12 protein-coding genes are annotated in these 16,895 nt (G+C 47.0%); 1 reads left to right on the forward strand and 11 read right to left on the reverse strand.

Annotated features, from left to right (window positions below; all coding sequences use genetic code 11):
* Nucleotides 1–144: 144 nt before the first annotated feature.
* Nucleotides 145–4,530 (reverse strand): S-layer homology domain-containing protein, encoded by a 4,386-nt coding sequence (locus tag A8709_RS30180; RefSeq protein ID WP_065858227.1) that lies wholly within the window; start codon nucleotides 4,528–4,530, stop codon nucleotides 145–147.
* Between the two features lie 633 nt (nucleotides 4,531–5,163).
* The gene (locus A8709_RS30190; protein ID WP_065858232.1) at nucleotides 5,164–6,366 is read right to left on the reverse strand and encodes a sugar efflux transporter; all 1,203 of its coding nucleotides are present in this window, start codon (nucleotides 6,364–6,366) and stop codon (nucleotides 5,164–5,166) included.
* A 187-nt stretch (nucleotides 6,367–6,553) separates the two neighbouring features.
* Between A8709_RS30190 and A8709_RS30195 the strand changes: the two genes are divergently transcribed.
* Entirely contained in the window at nucleotides 6,554–7,450 is an 897-nt protein-coding gene (locus tag A8709_RS30195) for an AraC family transcriptional regulator (RefSeq protein WP_065858234.1), read from the forward strand.
* A gap of 46 nt (nucleotides 7,451–7,496) precedes the next feature.
* On the opposite strand, the gene A8709_RS30200 is transcribed toward A8709_RS30195, so the two are convergent.
* The 9 genes from A8709_RS30200 to A8709_RS30240 form a co-directional block, all read right to left on the reverse strand.
* Nucleotides 7,497–8,378, reverse strand: a complete 882-nt coding sequence (locus tag A8709_RS30200; RefSeq protein WP_065858236.1) for a carbohydrate ABC transporter permease — start codon at nucleotides 8,376–8,378, stop codon at nucleotides 7,497–7,499.
* A 21-nt stretch (nucleotides 8,379–8,399) separates the two neighbouring features.
* Complete coding sequence (locus tag A8709_RS30205) at nucleotides 8,400–9,281, reverse strand: carbohydrate ABC transporter permease (RefSeq protein WP_065858238.1); 882 nt, start codon at nucleotides 9,279–9,281, stop codon at nucleotides 8,400–8,402.
* Nucleotides 9,282–9,374: 93 nt separating this feature from the next.
* Nucleotides 9,375–10,733 carry an extracellular solute-binding protein gene (locus A8709_RS30210; RefSeq protein ID WP_065858240.1) on the reverse strand — a complete coding sequence of 453 codons (1,359 nt, stop codon included), beginning with the start codon at nucleotides 10,731–10,733 and terminating at the stop codon, nucleotides 9,375–9,377.
* Nucleotides 10,734–10,828: 95 nt separating this feature from the next.
* On the reverse strand, nucleotides 10,829–11,638 hold the full coding sequence (locus A8709_RS30215; RefSeq protein WP_065858242.1) for a response regulator transcription factor: 810 nt from the start codon (nucleotides 11,636–11,638) through the stop codon (nucleotides 10,829–10,831).
* A 3-nt stretch (nucleotides 11,639–11,641) separates the two neighbouring features.
* Entirely contained in the window at nucleotides 11,642–13,468 is a 1,827-nt protein-coding gene (locus A8709_RS30220) for a sensor histidine kinase (protein ID WP_341833448.1), read from the reverse strand.
* Nucleotides 13,469–13,723: 255 nt separating this feature from the next.
* Entirely contained in the window at nucleotides 13,724–14,812 is a 1,089-nt protein-coding gene (locus A8709_RS30225; RefSeq protein WP_065858244.1) for a nitric oxide synthase oxygenase, read from the reverse strand.
* Between the two features lie 14 nt (nucleotides 14,813–14,826).
* Nucleotides 14,827–15,156, reverse strand: a complete 330-nt coding sequence (locus A8709_RS30230; RefSeq protein ID WP_065858246.1) for a hypothetical protein — start codon at nucleotides 15,154–15,156, stop codon at nucleotides 14,827–14,829.
* 33 nt (nucleotides 15,157–15,189) lie between these two features.
* Entirely contained in the window at nucleotides 15,190–15,888 is a 699-nt protein-coding gene (locus A8709_RS30235; protein ID WP_065858248.1) for a pirin family protein, read from the reverse strand.
* 100 nt (nucleotides 15,889–15,988) lie between these two features.
* The gene (locus A8709_RS30240) at nucleotides 15,989–16,672 is read right to left on the reverse strand and encodes a hypothetical protein (protein WP_141692703.1); all 684 of its coding nucleotides are present in this window, start codon (nucleotides 16,670–16,672) and stop codon (nucleotides 15,989–15,991) included.
* Between the last annotated feature and the right edge of the window lie 223 nt (nucleotides 16,673–16,895).

Genomic DNA, 16,895 nt, shown 5'->3' on the forward strand with positions numbered 1-16,895 from the left:
AGGGGACTTTTTTGGTGCATGTTTGTTCAGTGTCTACCGTGGGCTCAATGATGCAAATATTTAGTGGGAGCATATTGTCAGTCATAGAAAAAAGCAAGCCAGTGCGCATCGGCACCAGACTTGCTTTAATTTTGCGATCAACTACTATTTTTGCAAAGTTTCCGCATTGTTATGGATAATGTACTGATGATCGGTCGAAGCTTCTTCAATATCTTCGTAAGCCCAATAGTAGGAACCTACGTCGGACCAAGAAGGAGTGGCAACTCCGCTCAGCGGGCCGCGATTTGTCACACGATTGATGACTGTGACCATCTCGGCGCGGGTGGTGTTCGCTTTAGGCAGGAATGTCCCATCGGCGTAGCCGCTCAAAATCCCCGCGGCTCTGGCAGAATTAATTGCATCTCTAGCCCAGCTGCCAGAAATATCGCTGAAACCATCCTTTCCTTGCTGTCCTTCCAGCTTCTTCAAGCGTGCCGCTATCCCGGCAACTTCTTCTCTAGTAATCGGTTGTTCGGGACGGAAGGTTCCATCCGGGTAGCCGTTCATAAATCCTGCTTTAGTTACTGCATTTATCGCATCATAGCTCCAGTTCAACTTGTTCACATCAGAATAAGAGGATTGCTCTGAATCTGATTTGAGAAGTTCATACACTCGGGACAGCATCGCAGCCACTTCTTGACGGCTTACACTTCTTGACGGCTTAAATGTTTCGTCCGGATAGCCTTCAATATATTTCTTATGGCTGCCTTTATCTCCTTCATGAAGCTTCTGTGGTACATTGATCGTTATGCTGTCCGATGCCTGACCCTCAATGCCATTCTTAACAGCCGTAACGGTAATGACATGTGTTTGACCTACTGTAATTCCTGACAATAAATAGCTTGCGTTAGTAATGCCGCTTGCGATTGGCTTACCATTATCATAAATGGTATAGGATGTTGCGCCCGCTACAGTATTCCAGGTTATAGTCGCATCCGAGCCGCTCGATCCCAGCGTAGCAGCTACATTCGTTGGTTTCCCAATTACATCAGATGAAGATGAACTATTGGAATAAGGTCTTGGCATGCTAAAGCTGAACGAAACGATCGTTTGGCCTACATGAATGATTCCGTTTTGAATGTAGCTATCCGATCCATTCTCAGCTGGAACATTCACGTTCGCTGAAAGCGTACTGTAAGGCACCGGATAATATGGATGGGTAGCTATAATATAATAATCCGTGTCTGGGTACACCATCCAACCGTAAGCACCGTTGTTGTCCGTTACCTGCGGATTGTTATTCTGATTCGGTGCGAACGAAGGAAGCACTGGTAATGTGACAATCGTATTCGGCGTATGATGGTTTGCGATGTTCAGCGGTGTATTCGCGTAGTACAACGTCATGGTCGTACCCGGAAGAGGCGCCCCATTCTCATTTGTCACGATTCCGTAAGGGTCAATTAAGGAATTCACAAAGCTGACAGACCCGTTTTCATTAACGGTAACCTGCACGGAAGGACCTGCTAAAATCGTATTATCCGGAGCTTTCACCTGATAAGAAATCGAGTAAGTGCCGGGTGCTACGTTGCTGACCATGAAGTTTCCGTTGGCATCAAGCGGGAAAGAGTGCTGGTTCAGGCTTCCACCCGTAACGACAGCCGTGATGTTCCCTGATCCAAACAGATCGTTTACGGACGGAGGATTAGAGCCACCATGACTTGCCACCAATAGTTGGCCGCTGATCTCGGTCTGAGAAGTGATGCTTTCTCCCAGTCCCGTCAAAGTTCCGACTGGAGCCGACTGCGTCGTATTGACTTGTACAGTACGTCCGCCGACTTGAGCTGTATAGTTAATTTTGATTTGATAGTTAAAGTCGCCGCGAGGCACGAAAATTTGATAGGAGCCATCCGTTCCTGTGACGACTTGGGCGGTAAAGTCCGGAGTTCCGTCGCTGTCGAAATCCGCCGAAACTGAAACGGCCGCGCCTGCAATTGGTTTGTTCGTCGCCGTATCGATCAATACGCCCTTGACGGAGGCAGGCATATAATGAATTTCAATTGACTTTTGCGCCGTCGCGCCATTTGGATCTTGAGCCGATGCAGTAATTGTCTCATATACCGGCACCAATCCGTTAATGGCCGGGACGGTGTATTGAATCCTAGCCACGCCGTTTGCGTCCGTACTTACGATTTGGTTATTTGCATTGTTCTGACCGAATGTAAAAGTTATCGGCACACCGGAAACTGGCTGACCGCTACCCTTAGAGGTCACGGTGCCTATCAATTCAATTTGTGTATGACCATCTCCGACAACCGAATCCAAAGGCGTTGTCAGCGTAACATTGTATTGCGGTTCGGCAGCATTAACCACAATCGTTTCCGTAACGGTCTTTCCACTATACGTAATGGTGATCGTCGCAGTGCCCGGACCTACGGCAGTCACCTTCCCTTGAGAATCTACAGTAATGACACCGGGATTAGAGCTCGTATAGGTTACATTCGTGGATACATCTCTAATACTGCGGTCGGAATACACGGCATTGACTACCGTTTGGTGCGTATCACCCACCAGAAGCGTATACCCGTTTACATCCAAAAAGAGATTTGATAGATCTGTCAAAGTGATGTCAAAAGGCAGAGATTCAGCAATTTCCTGTCCACCTGTTTTAGCAATAATTGTATAAGTGTGATGGGAATTCGTCGGATATCCCGAAAGATCCACTTGATTGGTGGTTACTGTTCTCACAAGAACACCATTATCATAAATATCGTAACTGCTCGCAGGAGGCGTTGTCACCGGCCAGGTTAACGTCAAACTTGTATTTGTAACATTTTTTGCTGTCACATTCGAAATTTGCGGTACTACCGTTAGATTTGCTTGCTTAGTAAACAAACCATAAACCACATTAATAACCGATGTACCCTGAGCGACTGCCGTAATCAAGCCATGAGGACTGATCGTCGCAATGTTTGTAAATGTGGAACTAAACTGCGCGACATTCGTAATATCAATCGGCGAATAGGTTCCGTACACAACTGTCGATACGGTTTGATAAGTGCCTCCTACTGGAAGAATGTAAGTATTTCTATCCAGCGTAATTTGCGCCTGCGTTGGTGATGACGCTGGAGATGAGAAACCAGCCGTAACTGCTTTGACCGTATAAACTCCTGGGGCAACAACTCCAAGATTATAAGTCGTTCCGGTCACTGTGCTTCCCATATAATTACCATTATGATAAATGCTGTAGTAGGTGGCTCCAGTCACGGAATTCCAGGTCAAAGACGTCATATCCGGTGACACAAAGGAAAGCCCTGTTGGAGCAGACGGAGCGCTAATCGTCGTATATGCTCCACCTTCAGCGACAATATCCAACGAAGGTGTACCTGGTGGTATTTTGGAGTTGTCCAAAATAACATGGACTTTTCCGTCCGGTCCAGTAAGCGGAGGCGAAGAGAGCGGCAAGCCGAATAAATCCAGATAAGGTCCATTGATGGGAAGATCAATCGGCACGCCAGATACAGGCTGGCCAGTCGGATCCGTAGCTGTAATTGTAATGTCCGTTTTACCGTACGGATCCTGAGGATCTGCAGTCGGATCGGCTGTAACTTTGGTAGGCGCTTGTTTGTACTCAGTTGTAGGATCATTTGAATTAATTGGATCCAGATTATTAGTAAAATACCAGCTCAGTAAATCTTGATTTTCCCAAGCTCCCCCAGTCGAAGCAGTAAAACCGGCAAACACCGAGTTTTGATTCTGGAAGATCGTTGAAAGATCAATACTGCCTACATCCAACACCTTAATAGCCGTTGACCGGTCATTCGACGTGCTCATGTAGACTTTTACATTTTCAGCGTTGCCATCATAATCAATCCAAACGTGATACACATTAGTGCCTGCCTTCATAATTCCTAACGAAGGAAAATCAGATAAATTCCTATACCTTCCGGCTACATTTTGCAATGTGCCCGTTGTATCAATACCGACATAATTATCGCTCGGGTCACCGAGGTCGGGGTTTTTATATGTATCAAATTTCACTGCAAAACTAGGCTGAATTCCGTAATAGCCCATTCCACCGCCAGGCGTACCCGCATTGCTGCTCAAGGTTTGAATGACGAAAGCCATCCCGTCAGCTCCGGGTTTCCCACTTGGATTGTACAGAGGGTTAAAGAATCCCGGGTCTGTATAGCTTCCACCAGAAAACTTAAACGAAAAATAAGTGCTGAATGAAAAATTATTTTGATTATAAATGCGTTGTTGATTAAAGATCGTACCATACGAGCCGGAACGTTGTGAGAAGGCTAACGCACCGTCCGTTAAGTTCGTCAATCGGAGATAATCCGCTCCATTCGGAACCTTACTAGTCCCGCTAAAGCTATAAGCTTGACCTGATGTTACTCCTGTGAAATTATCATTCTTAAACGAAACCCATTTAGTAGTGGTGGTAGTTGCTTTTGCTATTGGTAAGATTTCAAATGAGAAGAACGAAACCATAAGAGCTATACAAAGAAATACTCGGAACATGATTAGGGTTGCAGTACGTATTTTCAATTTTTCTTCCTCCATTTCTAAATTCGAGTAAGCATTTATATGGCGTGTCCTATATGATCAGACTGCACTATCCAATGTCACCCCTTTCTCACAGATAAAAAATGCACATAGGCTAACATTACTCGACACAGTCCGAGTCCGGCATACAGCCAACTTAACCAAATTAATTTCAACTTCTATCACTCTATCTTTAAAGACCTTAAAAAAACCTTAAACTGAAGGTTTTTTCCCGAATTCGGTATAGACTATTAGTTCTTTATTCCTCTTGCTATACCGATCGACTTATTTAACGGTTGAAATATATAGTCCCATCACACTAGTTATTTCCACCCAGATTAAGACACACTTAGGTAAAGTACTACTATATTTCTTCAAAATCTATCTAGTTAATCGTCATATTTTTACATCATTTGTCATCCTCATAATCCCAGAAGCACAGAAAGAAGCCGAAATAAGACAAGACCCTTAAAAAGGAAAAAACCCGCACATTGAGCGGGCATCCTCATATGGAGGTGAGTGAGTCTTGGGTAAACATCATAGATAAAAACCCCTAGTTCATTTTTTGAAGTTTGTATCGTAAACGGGCAATGTTCTTGACAACCGATTATGAGAGCTAATCTTTCTTCCATACGATTACAAATCCCCTATGCCTGCTTCCTTATCTTCTTGAGGCCTCGTTTTCCATAAGATCAAGAACGAGATCATGACAATGCCCAGACACACCAGATATACATGACGAAATCCAATAAACTGAGCAACGAGCCCGCCGCCCAGGCTGCCCACTAACCTTCCAATAATGGACCCATTGTAATAGATGGTTGAGGACAGCCCTGGTGAATCGGGAAGCAGCTTCGTGAAGTAGCTCAGCCCATTACCCATGATAATAGCCACAAACATCGCCTGTAAGAGCTGCGCACCAATTAGCTGCCAGGCACCGGTAGAAGCACTTAAAATAAGATAGTAAATAATAGCGATAAAGCAGGCTCCGATCATCAAAGAATGGTTTGATATTTTTCTGCCCAGAGCACCCAACACTAACATAATGGGGATCTCCAAACCGGCACAAACACTAACAACCAAGCCGACATCCGTATGCGTACCATGGAGCTCATTTACAATAAACAAGGGCGTGTTAATCCCGTTAATGGCATTGACCGCAAATAGAAAGATGAAGGCAATAAAGGGATACAGGATCCTCCTGTTTTTGAGAGAAGAATCACCTGTACCTGCTTTCTTCTTTGGTATCGATTTTCGATTAGGCAGGAATACAAATACCAGAGTTGCAATTGTAAGAAAAATGGCAGAAGTCCACAGAAAGAGTCCCTTGAATCCAACAGCTCCCAAAATGATGGTTCCCACCAACGGTCCTACTAGAAATCCGAGGGATACCAGTGAACGCAAGGTTGACATGGCAAACGTCTTGTCTTCAGATTGGCTTTCATTCGCCGACTCCTGAGCATAGGCATAAATTTGAGGCATCGCGGCAGCCCCCAATCCACTAAAGAAACTAACCGTAATTAGCAGCATGAAGAAGTTATGAAATACGATATATGACGCGTACCCCAATGCAGAGGAAACGGTGGCTGCAACTATAATCCATTTGCGGTCCAACTTGCTATCCGAACGCTTACCAATGAACGAGTTCATCAACACTCCGCTCAATGAGCTCACCGCAGTAAAAAAGCCAAAGGCTCCCGTACTCATCCCAAAGTCTTCTGTAAAATACAGCGATAAATACGGCATTGTAATCGAAATTCCGGTACCGACTAACAGCACACAGACGACAAATAAACGATATCCTTTGATGGCAAAAAGGTTCTTTACTCGTGTATACAATTGGTATTCTCCTTAACGTCATATTGTTGGTTCTTTCACATTACATTCATCCTTATTATGCGGCAAATAAGAAAACAATCGATATCCAATTCGTTGCATATGATTGCCTAATCCTCTCACACGACTTACCTGACCGCTAAAGATACATTATAATGCAAGGATAAAGAAGAAGCCCGAGGAGGATCACATGTCTGAACACCTATATAAGCAGCAGGCTGAGCTTACCCAACTTATCGACCGTTACTCCGGAGAGGAAGGTGTTAACGTCACTGCCGTTCCATCGTTATATTTTATTCGCCGATCTCATACTACCGGTCCAAAGCACAGTATTTATAAGCCTTCCTTATGCATTATCGTTCAGGGTGCGAAGGAGGTATGGCTGTCACAGGAGCGCTTCAGGTACAGTCCCGCTGATTACCTTATTGCTTCGGTAGATCTACCGGTTACCGGGCAAGTTATCGAGGCCTCTCCGGACGTTCCGTATTTGGCCCTCACGCTTGAGTTTACGCCAAGTCAAATTTTGGAGGTGTTACATGATTCCGAAATTCGAGTCAGCAAGCAAGAAAATGCCAAGCGAGCCATGTATGTCAGTCCGATAGCGTTACCCATGCTGGATGCTGTAATTCGATTAGCTCGTTTAATAGAGAACCCGGCAGATGTCCCAGTCCTCGCTCCTCTATTTACAAGGGAAATTTTGTATCGGGTGCTGCAAGGTCCGCACGGGGGTACACTTGAACAACTTGCCATAGAAGGAAGCTCTACCTATCGGATCCGAGATGTTATCGAACATATCAAGAATAGCTATACGAGCTCTTTTCGGATTGAGGAACTTGCGGAAACGGCAAACATGAGTGTTGCTACCCTGCATAGGCACTTTAAAGAAGTGACCGCTATGAGCCCTATCCAGTTCCAAAAGCAACTGCGGCTGCAAGAAGCACGGCGCCTGCTATTGAGTGAATCAACAGATGCTGCAGATGTCGCATTCCATGTCGGCTATGAAAGTCCATCGCAATTCAGTCGGGAGTATTCCCGGATGTTTGGTTTTCCGCCAATCGAAGATATAAAGCGTCTGCGGACGAAGTAATTGAACGACAAAAAATCCCCGATACACGGGGACCCCTTTTATACAATTATCCTTTCACCGAACCCGCCGCGATACCTTCCACAATGCGATTGCTTAATAAAATGAAGGCGAGCATGATTGGCAAAATACTGATCATCAGGGTAGCGCCAATCGCTCCCCAATCCGTCGTATATTGACCGACGAAGTTTTGGACACCGACGGTTAACGTCTTGTACTTTTCCGAGGAAATAAACGTATTCACGAAGATGAACTCATTCCAATTGTAGATCATGTTAATGATCACGGCGGTAGATAACACAGAGGCCGTCATCGGCAGCGTGATGCTGAAGAAGATACGGTTCACCGAGCACCCATCCATAACGGCAGCTTCCTCCACTTCACGTGGCAGTGTGTAATAGAAACCAAGCATGATCATAATCGTAATTGGCAAATTGAAAGCAATATAAGACAAGATGATGGACAAGGGGTGGTCAGTTAGATGCATTTTCGTAAACAGACTGAACAGCGGAATGAGCGTGGAATGCACGGGAATCATCAGCCCCACCATAAACAGCCCGAGCACGAAGGATTGCAGCTTCCATTTCATCCGAGTCAAAGCGAAAGTCACCAAGCTTGCGAACAGTACCGTAACGCCCACAGAAACTAACGTCATCCATACACTGTTGAAAAAGTAGTTATTGATATGGCCCTGCGTCCATACCTTCTCGTAATTTTCCCAGCGAAATTTCTCTGGAAAGGCGAAAGGAGCCAGGTTGAAGATTTCTTCATTATTTTTCAAGGAGAATAGCAATAACCACAAGAGTGGAAATATCTGAATCACAGCGACGATGGTAAGCACGATATACAGCACGCCATAACCGATCTGCCCGGGAAGCTTGCTTCGTAATGTTAGCGCCTGTGACGGTTGTTGGATGGTTTCAGTTTGCATGGAAACGACAGTCTCCTTTCATTACGAGAATTGGATGTCATCTTTGGACGCTGTCGCTTTGCGAATCAGCCACGTCACAACGAGACAGATCAAGAGCAGGAAGAAGCCAATGGCGCTGGCATAGCCGAAATCGTAGCCTTTGAACGCCTTGCGGTACATGTAGGAGGCCATAACCTCACTGGACCCGTTCGGTCCGCCGCCCGTCATCACGTAGATGAGGTCGAAATATTTTAGCGAGCCTACAACTGCTAACACGACGGTTACCTTCATTACCTCGGCAATGAGCGGAACACGGATGGAGATGGCAACGCGCCATGGACTAGCCCCATCAATGCGCGCGGCTTCGATCAGCGAGGTCGGTACATTTTTCAAAGCGGCATAGTAGATCAAAATATAAAATCCGGCGTACTGCCACAAGATCGGCAAGAAGATGGCATATAAAACGATGGATGGATTGGACAGCCATTCCGGTGTATGCGTGACCCCCAGCGAAGCCAGGATATGATTCAATACCCCGTTCGTTGGGTGGAATATTTTCAACCATAATTGAGCGATAGCGACGGAGGAAAGCAGCATAGGGATCAAATAGATTTTGCGGAAAAAGTTAGCCCCGCGGATGTTGGCGGATAGCACTAGGGCGACTAGCAGATAGACAACGAGTGATAGTGTAGAGAAAATAGCCAGCAGGAACGAATGCTTCGCGCTGCCCCAGAACAATTTATCGTGCAGCAATTCTGTATAATTATGCAAACCGATGAAGCTCATTTTGCCTACGCCATCCCACTTCATTAACCCGTAATAGCCTGTCATGACGATTGGCATATAGATTAAAGCTAGAAGTAGAAATAACGAGGGAATGACATATATCGCAATCATGGATTTATTGGACATGACTTTATCCATCGCAGGCTCTCCCCTTTCTTACACCGATACAACGAAAGGACTTATCTCTCAGCAGGGATAAGTCCTTTCCCGTATCGTTCGTATTCGGTCAGGTTACTTGGCTTCCTTGGCCAGAGCATCCTCATGATTCTTCGCAAAATCGGCCGGTGACACCGCTTTGCCGAACAACGCCTGAATCATATTCAGGTGAACTTCTGCGGAAGCAGGCTTCATTTGAACATCGGCGAACAGGGTGATATTGCTCGCTTTATTTAACTCATTCAACAGGTCGATGTACATTTGCGGCAGCTTCACTTTGGATGTATCTACTTTGGTAGCTGGAATAACGCCTGCTTCTGTAATTGCGTGCTCGCCCCACTTCTGAACGAAGAAGCTGACGAATTTCTTGGACTCTTCTTTTACCTTCGAGTTGTTAGCTACGAACAAGCCTACGCCTGGCCCGCCAACCCAGCTGTCCATGTTGCCTTTCCCGCCTTCTACCGTTGGGAATTTAAAGAAACCGATTTGATCTTTGAACGTCTGTGGCACATCTTTGTTCGTCGTGTAGTTCGGTAATTCCCATGTACCCATCATGTACATGGCCGCTTTGCTATTCATGAATTCGGCTTTGCCTTCATCGTTGCCAAGCCCGTTGAAGCCTTTGTTGAAGGCGTTCATATCCACAAGATTGGTCACTTCAGACGCTGCGCGAATCAAGTCCGGATTATTGAAGGAGCCTGTGCGGTCAATCGCTTTTTTCAACGTTTCAGGCCCACCGATGCGGTCAGCTAGGTACATGTACCAGAGCGAACCCGTCCAGCGGTCTTTGTTGCCGAGTGCGATTGGCGCCACTCCGTTTGAGCTCAGCGTTTTGACAATATTCTTGAATTCATCATACGTCTTAGGCGGGGAAAGATTATACTTCGCAAATATCGCTTTATTGTAATACACCGGCACGATGTTCAATTCGACAGGAAGACCATACGTTTTGCCGCCAAATGCGTACGCATCCGTTGTGCCTTTGACGAATTTATCTTTGAGATCACCTTGCAGCAAATCGTCTAGCGGAGCAAACATGTCACCTTTTACGTAAGGCTCCATATAGCCTGCAGCCCAAGTAAAGCCTACATCTGGAAGCGCATTCGACGTGGAAAGCACTTTCATTTTGTTCTTGTACTGTTCATTCTCCAGCACTTCTTGCTCAATCGTGACATTTGGATTAGCCGTTTGGTACTCTTTAATGATATCGTTTACAATTTTATTTTGCGTTGCCGAGTTGCCGGCAGGCCAGAGGTGCATCATCTTGATTGTTACTTTTTTGGCGGGTTGGGTCGTACTCGCTTCGGTTGCTTTTGCCGTTTCTTTGGCTGCTGTCGTAGAGCTCGCTGTATCTGTAGAGTTCGAACATCCTGTCAAAACAAGTCCAAGGCTAAGCATCGTGGTTAGTGACCATGTAAGCGTTTTTCTTACCATCTCTTGTTTCCCCCTCAATCAATTGTGTGCTACGTGTTTTATTGTAGCGCTTTCATAGAGGCTACAGGGAGTAACGATCATCGTGAAATGTTCCACTATTTTGAGGTATCGATAGGATGATCGGCATCCATCGTATTCTTCCGATATTGATTCGGGCTCGTCCCTTCATACTCTTTGAACAGCTTAATGAAATACTTCGACGTCTGGTAACCGACTTGTTCCGAAATATCCGCGATCGTGAGTCTTGTTTGCAAAAGAAGTTCTTTCGCCTTCTGGATTCGGCTTCTCGTCACATATTCGCTAAAGGTGAAGCCTGTCTGCTCTTTAAAAAGGGCACTGAAATAGCTCGGATTCAGATGAATATGGCTTGCCACCTCGCTCATCCCGAGCGGATCCTGCAGGTGCTCTTCCACATAATTCACCGCTTGCTGAACAGGTGGACTGTAGTTCTTGGCTGAGGTTTTCGCTTGCATGAGGCGGGAATCCACCATTTTCTCCATCGTTTCCACGCGACCGCGCTCTTCTTCGATACGTAACGCCTGCTCGACGGCTTCTAAGAGCTTGCTTTTCTGAATTGGCTTCAGCAGATAGTTAACCACACCTAATTCGATCGCTGTTTGCGCATATTGAAAATCGGGGTGGCCCGAGATGATAATGGCTACAGGCTTATTGCCGATACTGCGTGAGCCCTCCACGACTTGCAGACCGCTAATCTCCGGCATACGGATATCTGTTATCAGGAGATGAACAGGTCGCGTGCTTAAAAATTCAAGTGCTTCCGTGCCATTACTCGCGCTCAAAATCTGATAACGCCCGATCGACCAGGATTCCAATGTTTTACGAATTCCTTCGCGTGTTAACGGTTCATCGTCCACGATAAGAATGGTTTTCCCCGAGTTATTCATCGTTTATCCTCCTATACGTTTATCGCCAGCGAAACTGGCTTCAAAGGCATCCGCCTGAATCGGTATATCAAAGCTGACACTCGTTCCTTGTCCAAGCGCACTGATGATCGATAAACCGCGATAGCTGCCGGACAATGCTGGGTAATACAGCTGAATACGGCGCTGCACATTGGAGATGGCCATGCCTTTTCCTTTGCCAGTTGGCGCGCTTGCGGAAGTGCGTGCAGCAGGGCCAGCACCGCCATCCTGCTCCATGGCTTCATGGATGGCTTGCAGCGTTTGTTCATTCATACCGGGACCATCGTCACTTACCGTAACGCGCAGCTCTGCGGTGTCCATAGGGGATGGCTCCACTCGAATCGTGATAAGCCCCGCGCCGATCTTGCCTTCTAAGCCATGCAGAATAGCATTCTCTACCAAAGGCTGGATCAACAGCTTCGGAATATGCACATGACTGTAGGCATCTTCACTGTCAATTTTCCAAACAAGGCGCGACCCAAACCTCACACTCATAATGCTCAAATACCGCTTAATATGCTCCAGCTCGTCGCCCATTGTCACCCATTCATCCTTGTTCGGATTGCCGATGACATAGCGAAATAAATCGGACATCGCCACGACAAGATCAGCGAGCTCTTCTTCGTCTTTCTCCTGCAGGGACCAGTACAACGCTTCCAACGTGTTATATAAAAAATGCGGATCAATCTGCGCTTGCAACGCTTGCAGCTCGGTTCGGCTTTGGATGACTTCCTTCTCATAAACGAGCTTAATCAGCCGGTTAATGTTATCCACCATTTGATTATAGGTCATGTTCAAATCGTTTAACTCGGTGGTGTAGGAATGCGTCAGGTTCGGCGTTAATACGCCTTGCCTTGTATTTCTCATCGCTCGCATGAGCCGGAGGATCGGCCTCGTAATCATCGAGGATAGGAAGAATGACAGGATAATAAATAAGACCAACCCGATCGCCCCAGAGACAATAATCGCCCAGCGCAATACGGAAATCCCGTCCGTAATATCACTCACAGGGTACAAAATCATTAACGTCCAGCCCGTCTGCTCCGAGAACTGCTTCACCAGAATGTACCGCTTTTGGTCCAGCGTTACCTGTTGCGCGTCTGTATGCATCAGCCCGCTGATATTCTCGAGGGCTTCACCATCGGATACAATTGGCTTTGCCGAACTATCCGCAAGCAGCATCAACTCGCGATGCCCTGTATCGGGAAGCTCGCTCTGGAAATCAAAATAGCTTCGTTTGACGCTAACCATCAAATATCCGCCGTTCGAAAACCACCGATCGATTAAATTTATTCGGCGGATCGCTAAGACCGACTGCGGATCCTTCGGATCGTTCCCGATCCATACTAGCTTGCCTTTGTCCTTATCCGCCTGCTCGATCCAGCTCGATTCTACCCGATTGGTTAGCCTCTGTTCATCGAGCGGGAACATCCGAGCAAAGTCTGTCGTGTAAAGTTCAACGCTGCTTACGCCGCTATAGGCTTGAATTTGGTTGGCGATTTTTAATAGTGACTGACGATCGGTGAAGGTCACATCTTTCCCTTGAACCGATGAGAGAAATAGCTGTTGCAGATAGACATCATTGATAGCCTGCAGCGTTAACGTATCAATCTGCGTAATCAGCGCTTCGAGTCTGCCATTAGCTTGGCTGGCGATTTGCTTCATCTGGGTCTCCGCCTTCGTATTCAGGAGCGTGGACACCGAATTAAATGTGATAGCCCCCGCACAAACCAGAACAATGATCATGACAGCAATGAAGCCAGCCAGCATCTGATTGCGTAACGTGTTCCAATTTACCACCTTCTGCCACAAGCGGTTTCCCCATTTCAACTAGAGTAAGTGCTTTCATTCATGCCACATCATACTACATTGCAGTAAGTTTTGCTATTAAACTATGTTAGCATGTGAGCGCCAAATGTAACCAAGTGGGGATATGGAACGGGACGTCGTTCCACAACTTCCACGCCCTCGCCTGCACGCAGCAAAAAGCCTCCCCTACCCTCACATAACGCGTGAGCAGGTGGGGAGGCTTCTCGTGACATGCATTCTATTTTCGCTAACCGTACACTAACGCTTCTTGTTGTGGTAGAAGAAATTCGGCAGCTTCATTTCGTTCGAATAATGCTGATGGAAAATGTGCGTCGTCGCCGGGGACAGCGGTGGAATCAGCCACGTCCAATCGCCGGTAACGTCGCGACCGCTCTTTTCCTCGTTGTCTTCAAACCGCTTAAACTGTTTCGCTGCAGTGTGATGATCGACGATGGCAACACCTTGCTGCTGAAACGAATGCAGAACCGCGACATTCAGCTCCACCAACGCTTTGTCTCGCCACAAGGAGGACTCGCGACGCGTGTCAATTCCCATGAGCGACGCGACGCGCGGCAGCATGTTGTATCTCGACTCGTCAGCAAAATTCCGCGCGCCGATCTCAGTTCCCATGTACCAGCCATTGAATGGCGCCGCGGGATAAATAAGCCCGCCCATTTCGAGGTACATGTTCGAGACCATCGGCACGGCATACCATTGCAGACCTAGTTGGTCGAACTCAGGTATGTCCGGATGAGTAATCGGGACCTCCAGGACGAGCGCCTTCGGAACCTCGAACAGCCTTGGCGTTCGATCGCCTGCCTGTATCATGAGCGGCAGCACATCGAAATTCGTGCCGGCGCCCTGCCAGCCAAGCGCTTGGCATTCCTTCGTGAATCCGAGCGAAGCTGGATCGCCCACGATGCCATCCTCAGTCTCATAGCCTGCATAACGAATAAGCTGCTCGTTCTTGATCTGAACCACGGGCTTCCCCTCATGGGAAGCAGGGAAAATCGTGATGACGGGGCGGATTTTGCCACCATTCGTTGCTACCTCGATATGCTGGAACAATGCTTCAGCCATCTCGTCTTCGGTCTTGATATGACGAGCATCGTGCACACGAAGCGTTTCCCAGAATAGGCGACCGATACAGCGGTTGCTGTTGCGCCACGCCATTTTGGAACCGTGAATCAGCTCTTCCATGGTGTGCTCGTACGTGCCTTTAAAGTGAATCGCTTGCGTGATCTCGGCAATCCGGGCGTCGATTTGGGACTGACTTTTGCCTAATTCGGTGTAACAATCTTGTATAAAAGGGATGGCTTTCTCTAGTTGTTGATCCTGAACTTTCATCTGTGTTGCTCCAATCATTGCGCACTAAACTGGTCGGGAATGTAGGTGATATTGGAGGTCGCGACGATTGTCAGCTCTCCTTTGTCTTCGGTAAACTGAACACCATCACCACTGACATAGAACCATAATTTCCGTGTAGGCTCATTCTCAAACTCCTGAAAAACAAATACATTAAGCTCATCTTTCCATTTCAAAAGCTCCGCAATCTGCTCGGGCTGATCCATCTGAACGCTGAACAACCATTGCTCGCCTTGCTGCTCCCATGTGTAGGGCACCGGGTGCTTCCCCGTATCGATAAATGCACGACCGCCAACCGCATGCTTCACCAGAAAAGTTTCCTTCATCGCTGCAACCTCCTCTATCTCTCCGTTATGGTTTTATGGCAAATCAATGAGCATGAAATGTGTATCTTCCAGCGCTTGAATCTTTAGCGTTGACTCATTTTGCATCCGAGCGCTATCCTTCGTTTCCAGCACAGTATCATTTACTGCGCATTTCCCGCTGACCAGCATAAGAAAAATACGGCGATTCTCGCCTTGCTCGAAGTGAAGCTCTTTGCCCGCATCCAGCTTGCTGAGATAGATGCTCATGTCTTGATGGATTTTGGCGATGTGAGGTCCGCCTTCCGGTGTTACGACGGGCAACAGATGATTGACCATGGCCTCCGGCTCGTAGGTTACATTTTCAAAAGATGGCTCCATTCCGCGTTTCTCTGGCATGAACCACAGTTGAAATAAACTCATCGGTTCCGTTTCCGATGCATTATACTCGGCATGAATGACGCCGCTGCCTGCGGACATCCGCTGCACACCATTGGACGCTGTTACGGCCACATGGCCAAGGCTATCCTCATGCTTAATCGCTCCGCTGAGCACGATGCTGACAATCTCCATATCACTATGGGGATGTGGGCCAAAGCCCCGCCCTGCTGCGATATCATCGTCATTGCAGACACGCATTACACCGAAACTGACATTCTCTTCATCAAAATAATCGCCGAATGAGAAGCTTTTGTGGCTCGTGAGCCACCCCAAATCGGTTGAGTTGCGCGTGTTGGCCGGGAATACTTGTATCACAGCAATCGCCTCCTTCTATAAGTACCTCTAGCTTATCATACTCCGTGTATGGACTCCATGTCAGAACGATGGCGAAACGGGGCCTGTTGTGTGACGAATCCTACTCGCTGCGTTCTAATAATTGCATGTAAGGTTGGTTCTTATCAGAGCGCATCTGAGAAAATTGGATGACACTCCGTTCTGGCGTATAGAACGCGGTCGAATCACCCTGAATCCCCGTTGTTAGGTCCAGAAATTGCACGACTTTGCCATCCCGAACAAAGACAAGCAGACTCAAGCTATCATCTAACAAGCGCAATGAATTTCGGGTCCACGTATAGCCTAACCGCTCATTGATCTGAGTATGTGAGGTATAGGGCCCAAATAGATATAGCTTATCCCATGCAAAATTGGTTAGTTCCGTGATATTCAGCGTAGTCGCTGTCCCGCTCTCCTGGGTGTCAATGATCTTTGCGCGGAAATTATCCGCAAGTGTCTGCGGATCGACTTGATTCCTCTGTTGATCCATTAATTTGCTTGCCGCTAGGCTCGTAGGAGCTGCCAATATCAGCGAGAGAATGATCATCCCCCCTATCTGATGCGATCGTCGCACAGTTAACGAACGAATAAGGGCATAAGTAATCGCAAGTGATAGGACCAAAGGCAGTAAACTGACCGTTGAGTTAAACAGATCCCAACCTTTCTCCCTCACATCCAAAAGCTGATTGACCATTCCATAGGCCAGGTAGTATAAGAACGTTAACGTGACCCACGTCATTGCGAAAAGTAGTTTCTTCTTTGGCACGTTCCAGCCTCGCCTCTATAAAGGATATATCCTCTATTATCGCATAAAATTTGGAACTAGTTGTTTGCTCTGATGATTTGGCAGCTTGGTGATCGGTGTCCCCTAATAGAAAGCACGATGGAAAGGGAACCAGCATGCACTATTTTCCTCTACTTATATGAAGTAGAGTGTTTAGGGGAACGTTAGTGCTCTATTTGTCCGAAAAGCGCTAAAAAAACACCAA

It is taken from the genome of Paenibacillus pectinilyticus (assembly GCF_001700435.1).
GTDB classification, from domain to species: domain Bacteria; phylum Bacillota; class Bacilli; order Paenibacillales; family NBRC-103111; genus Paenibacillus_E; species Paenibacillus_E pectinilyticus.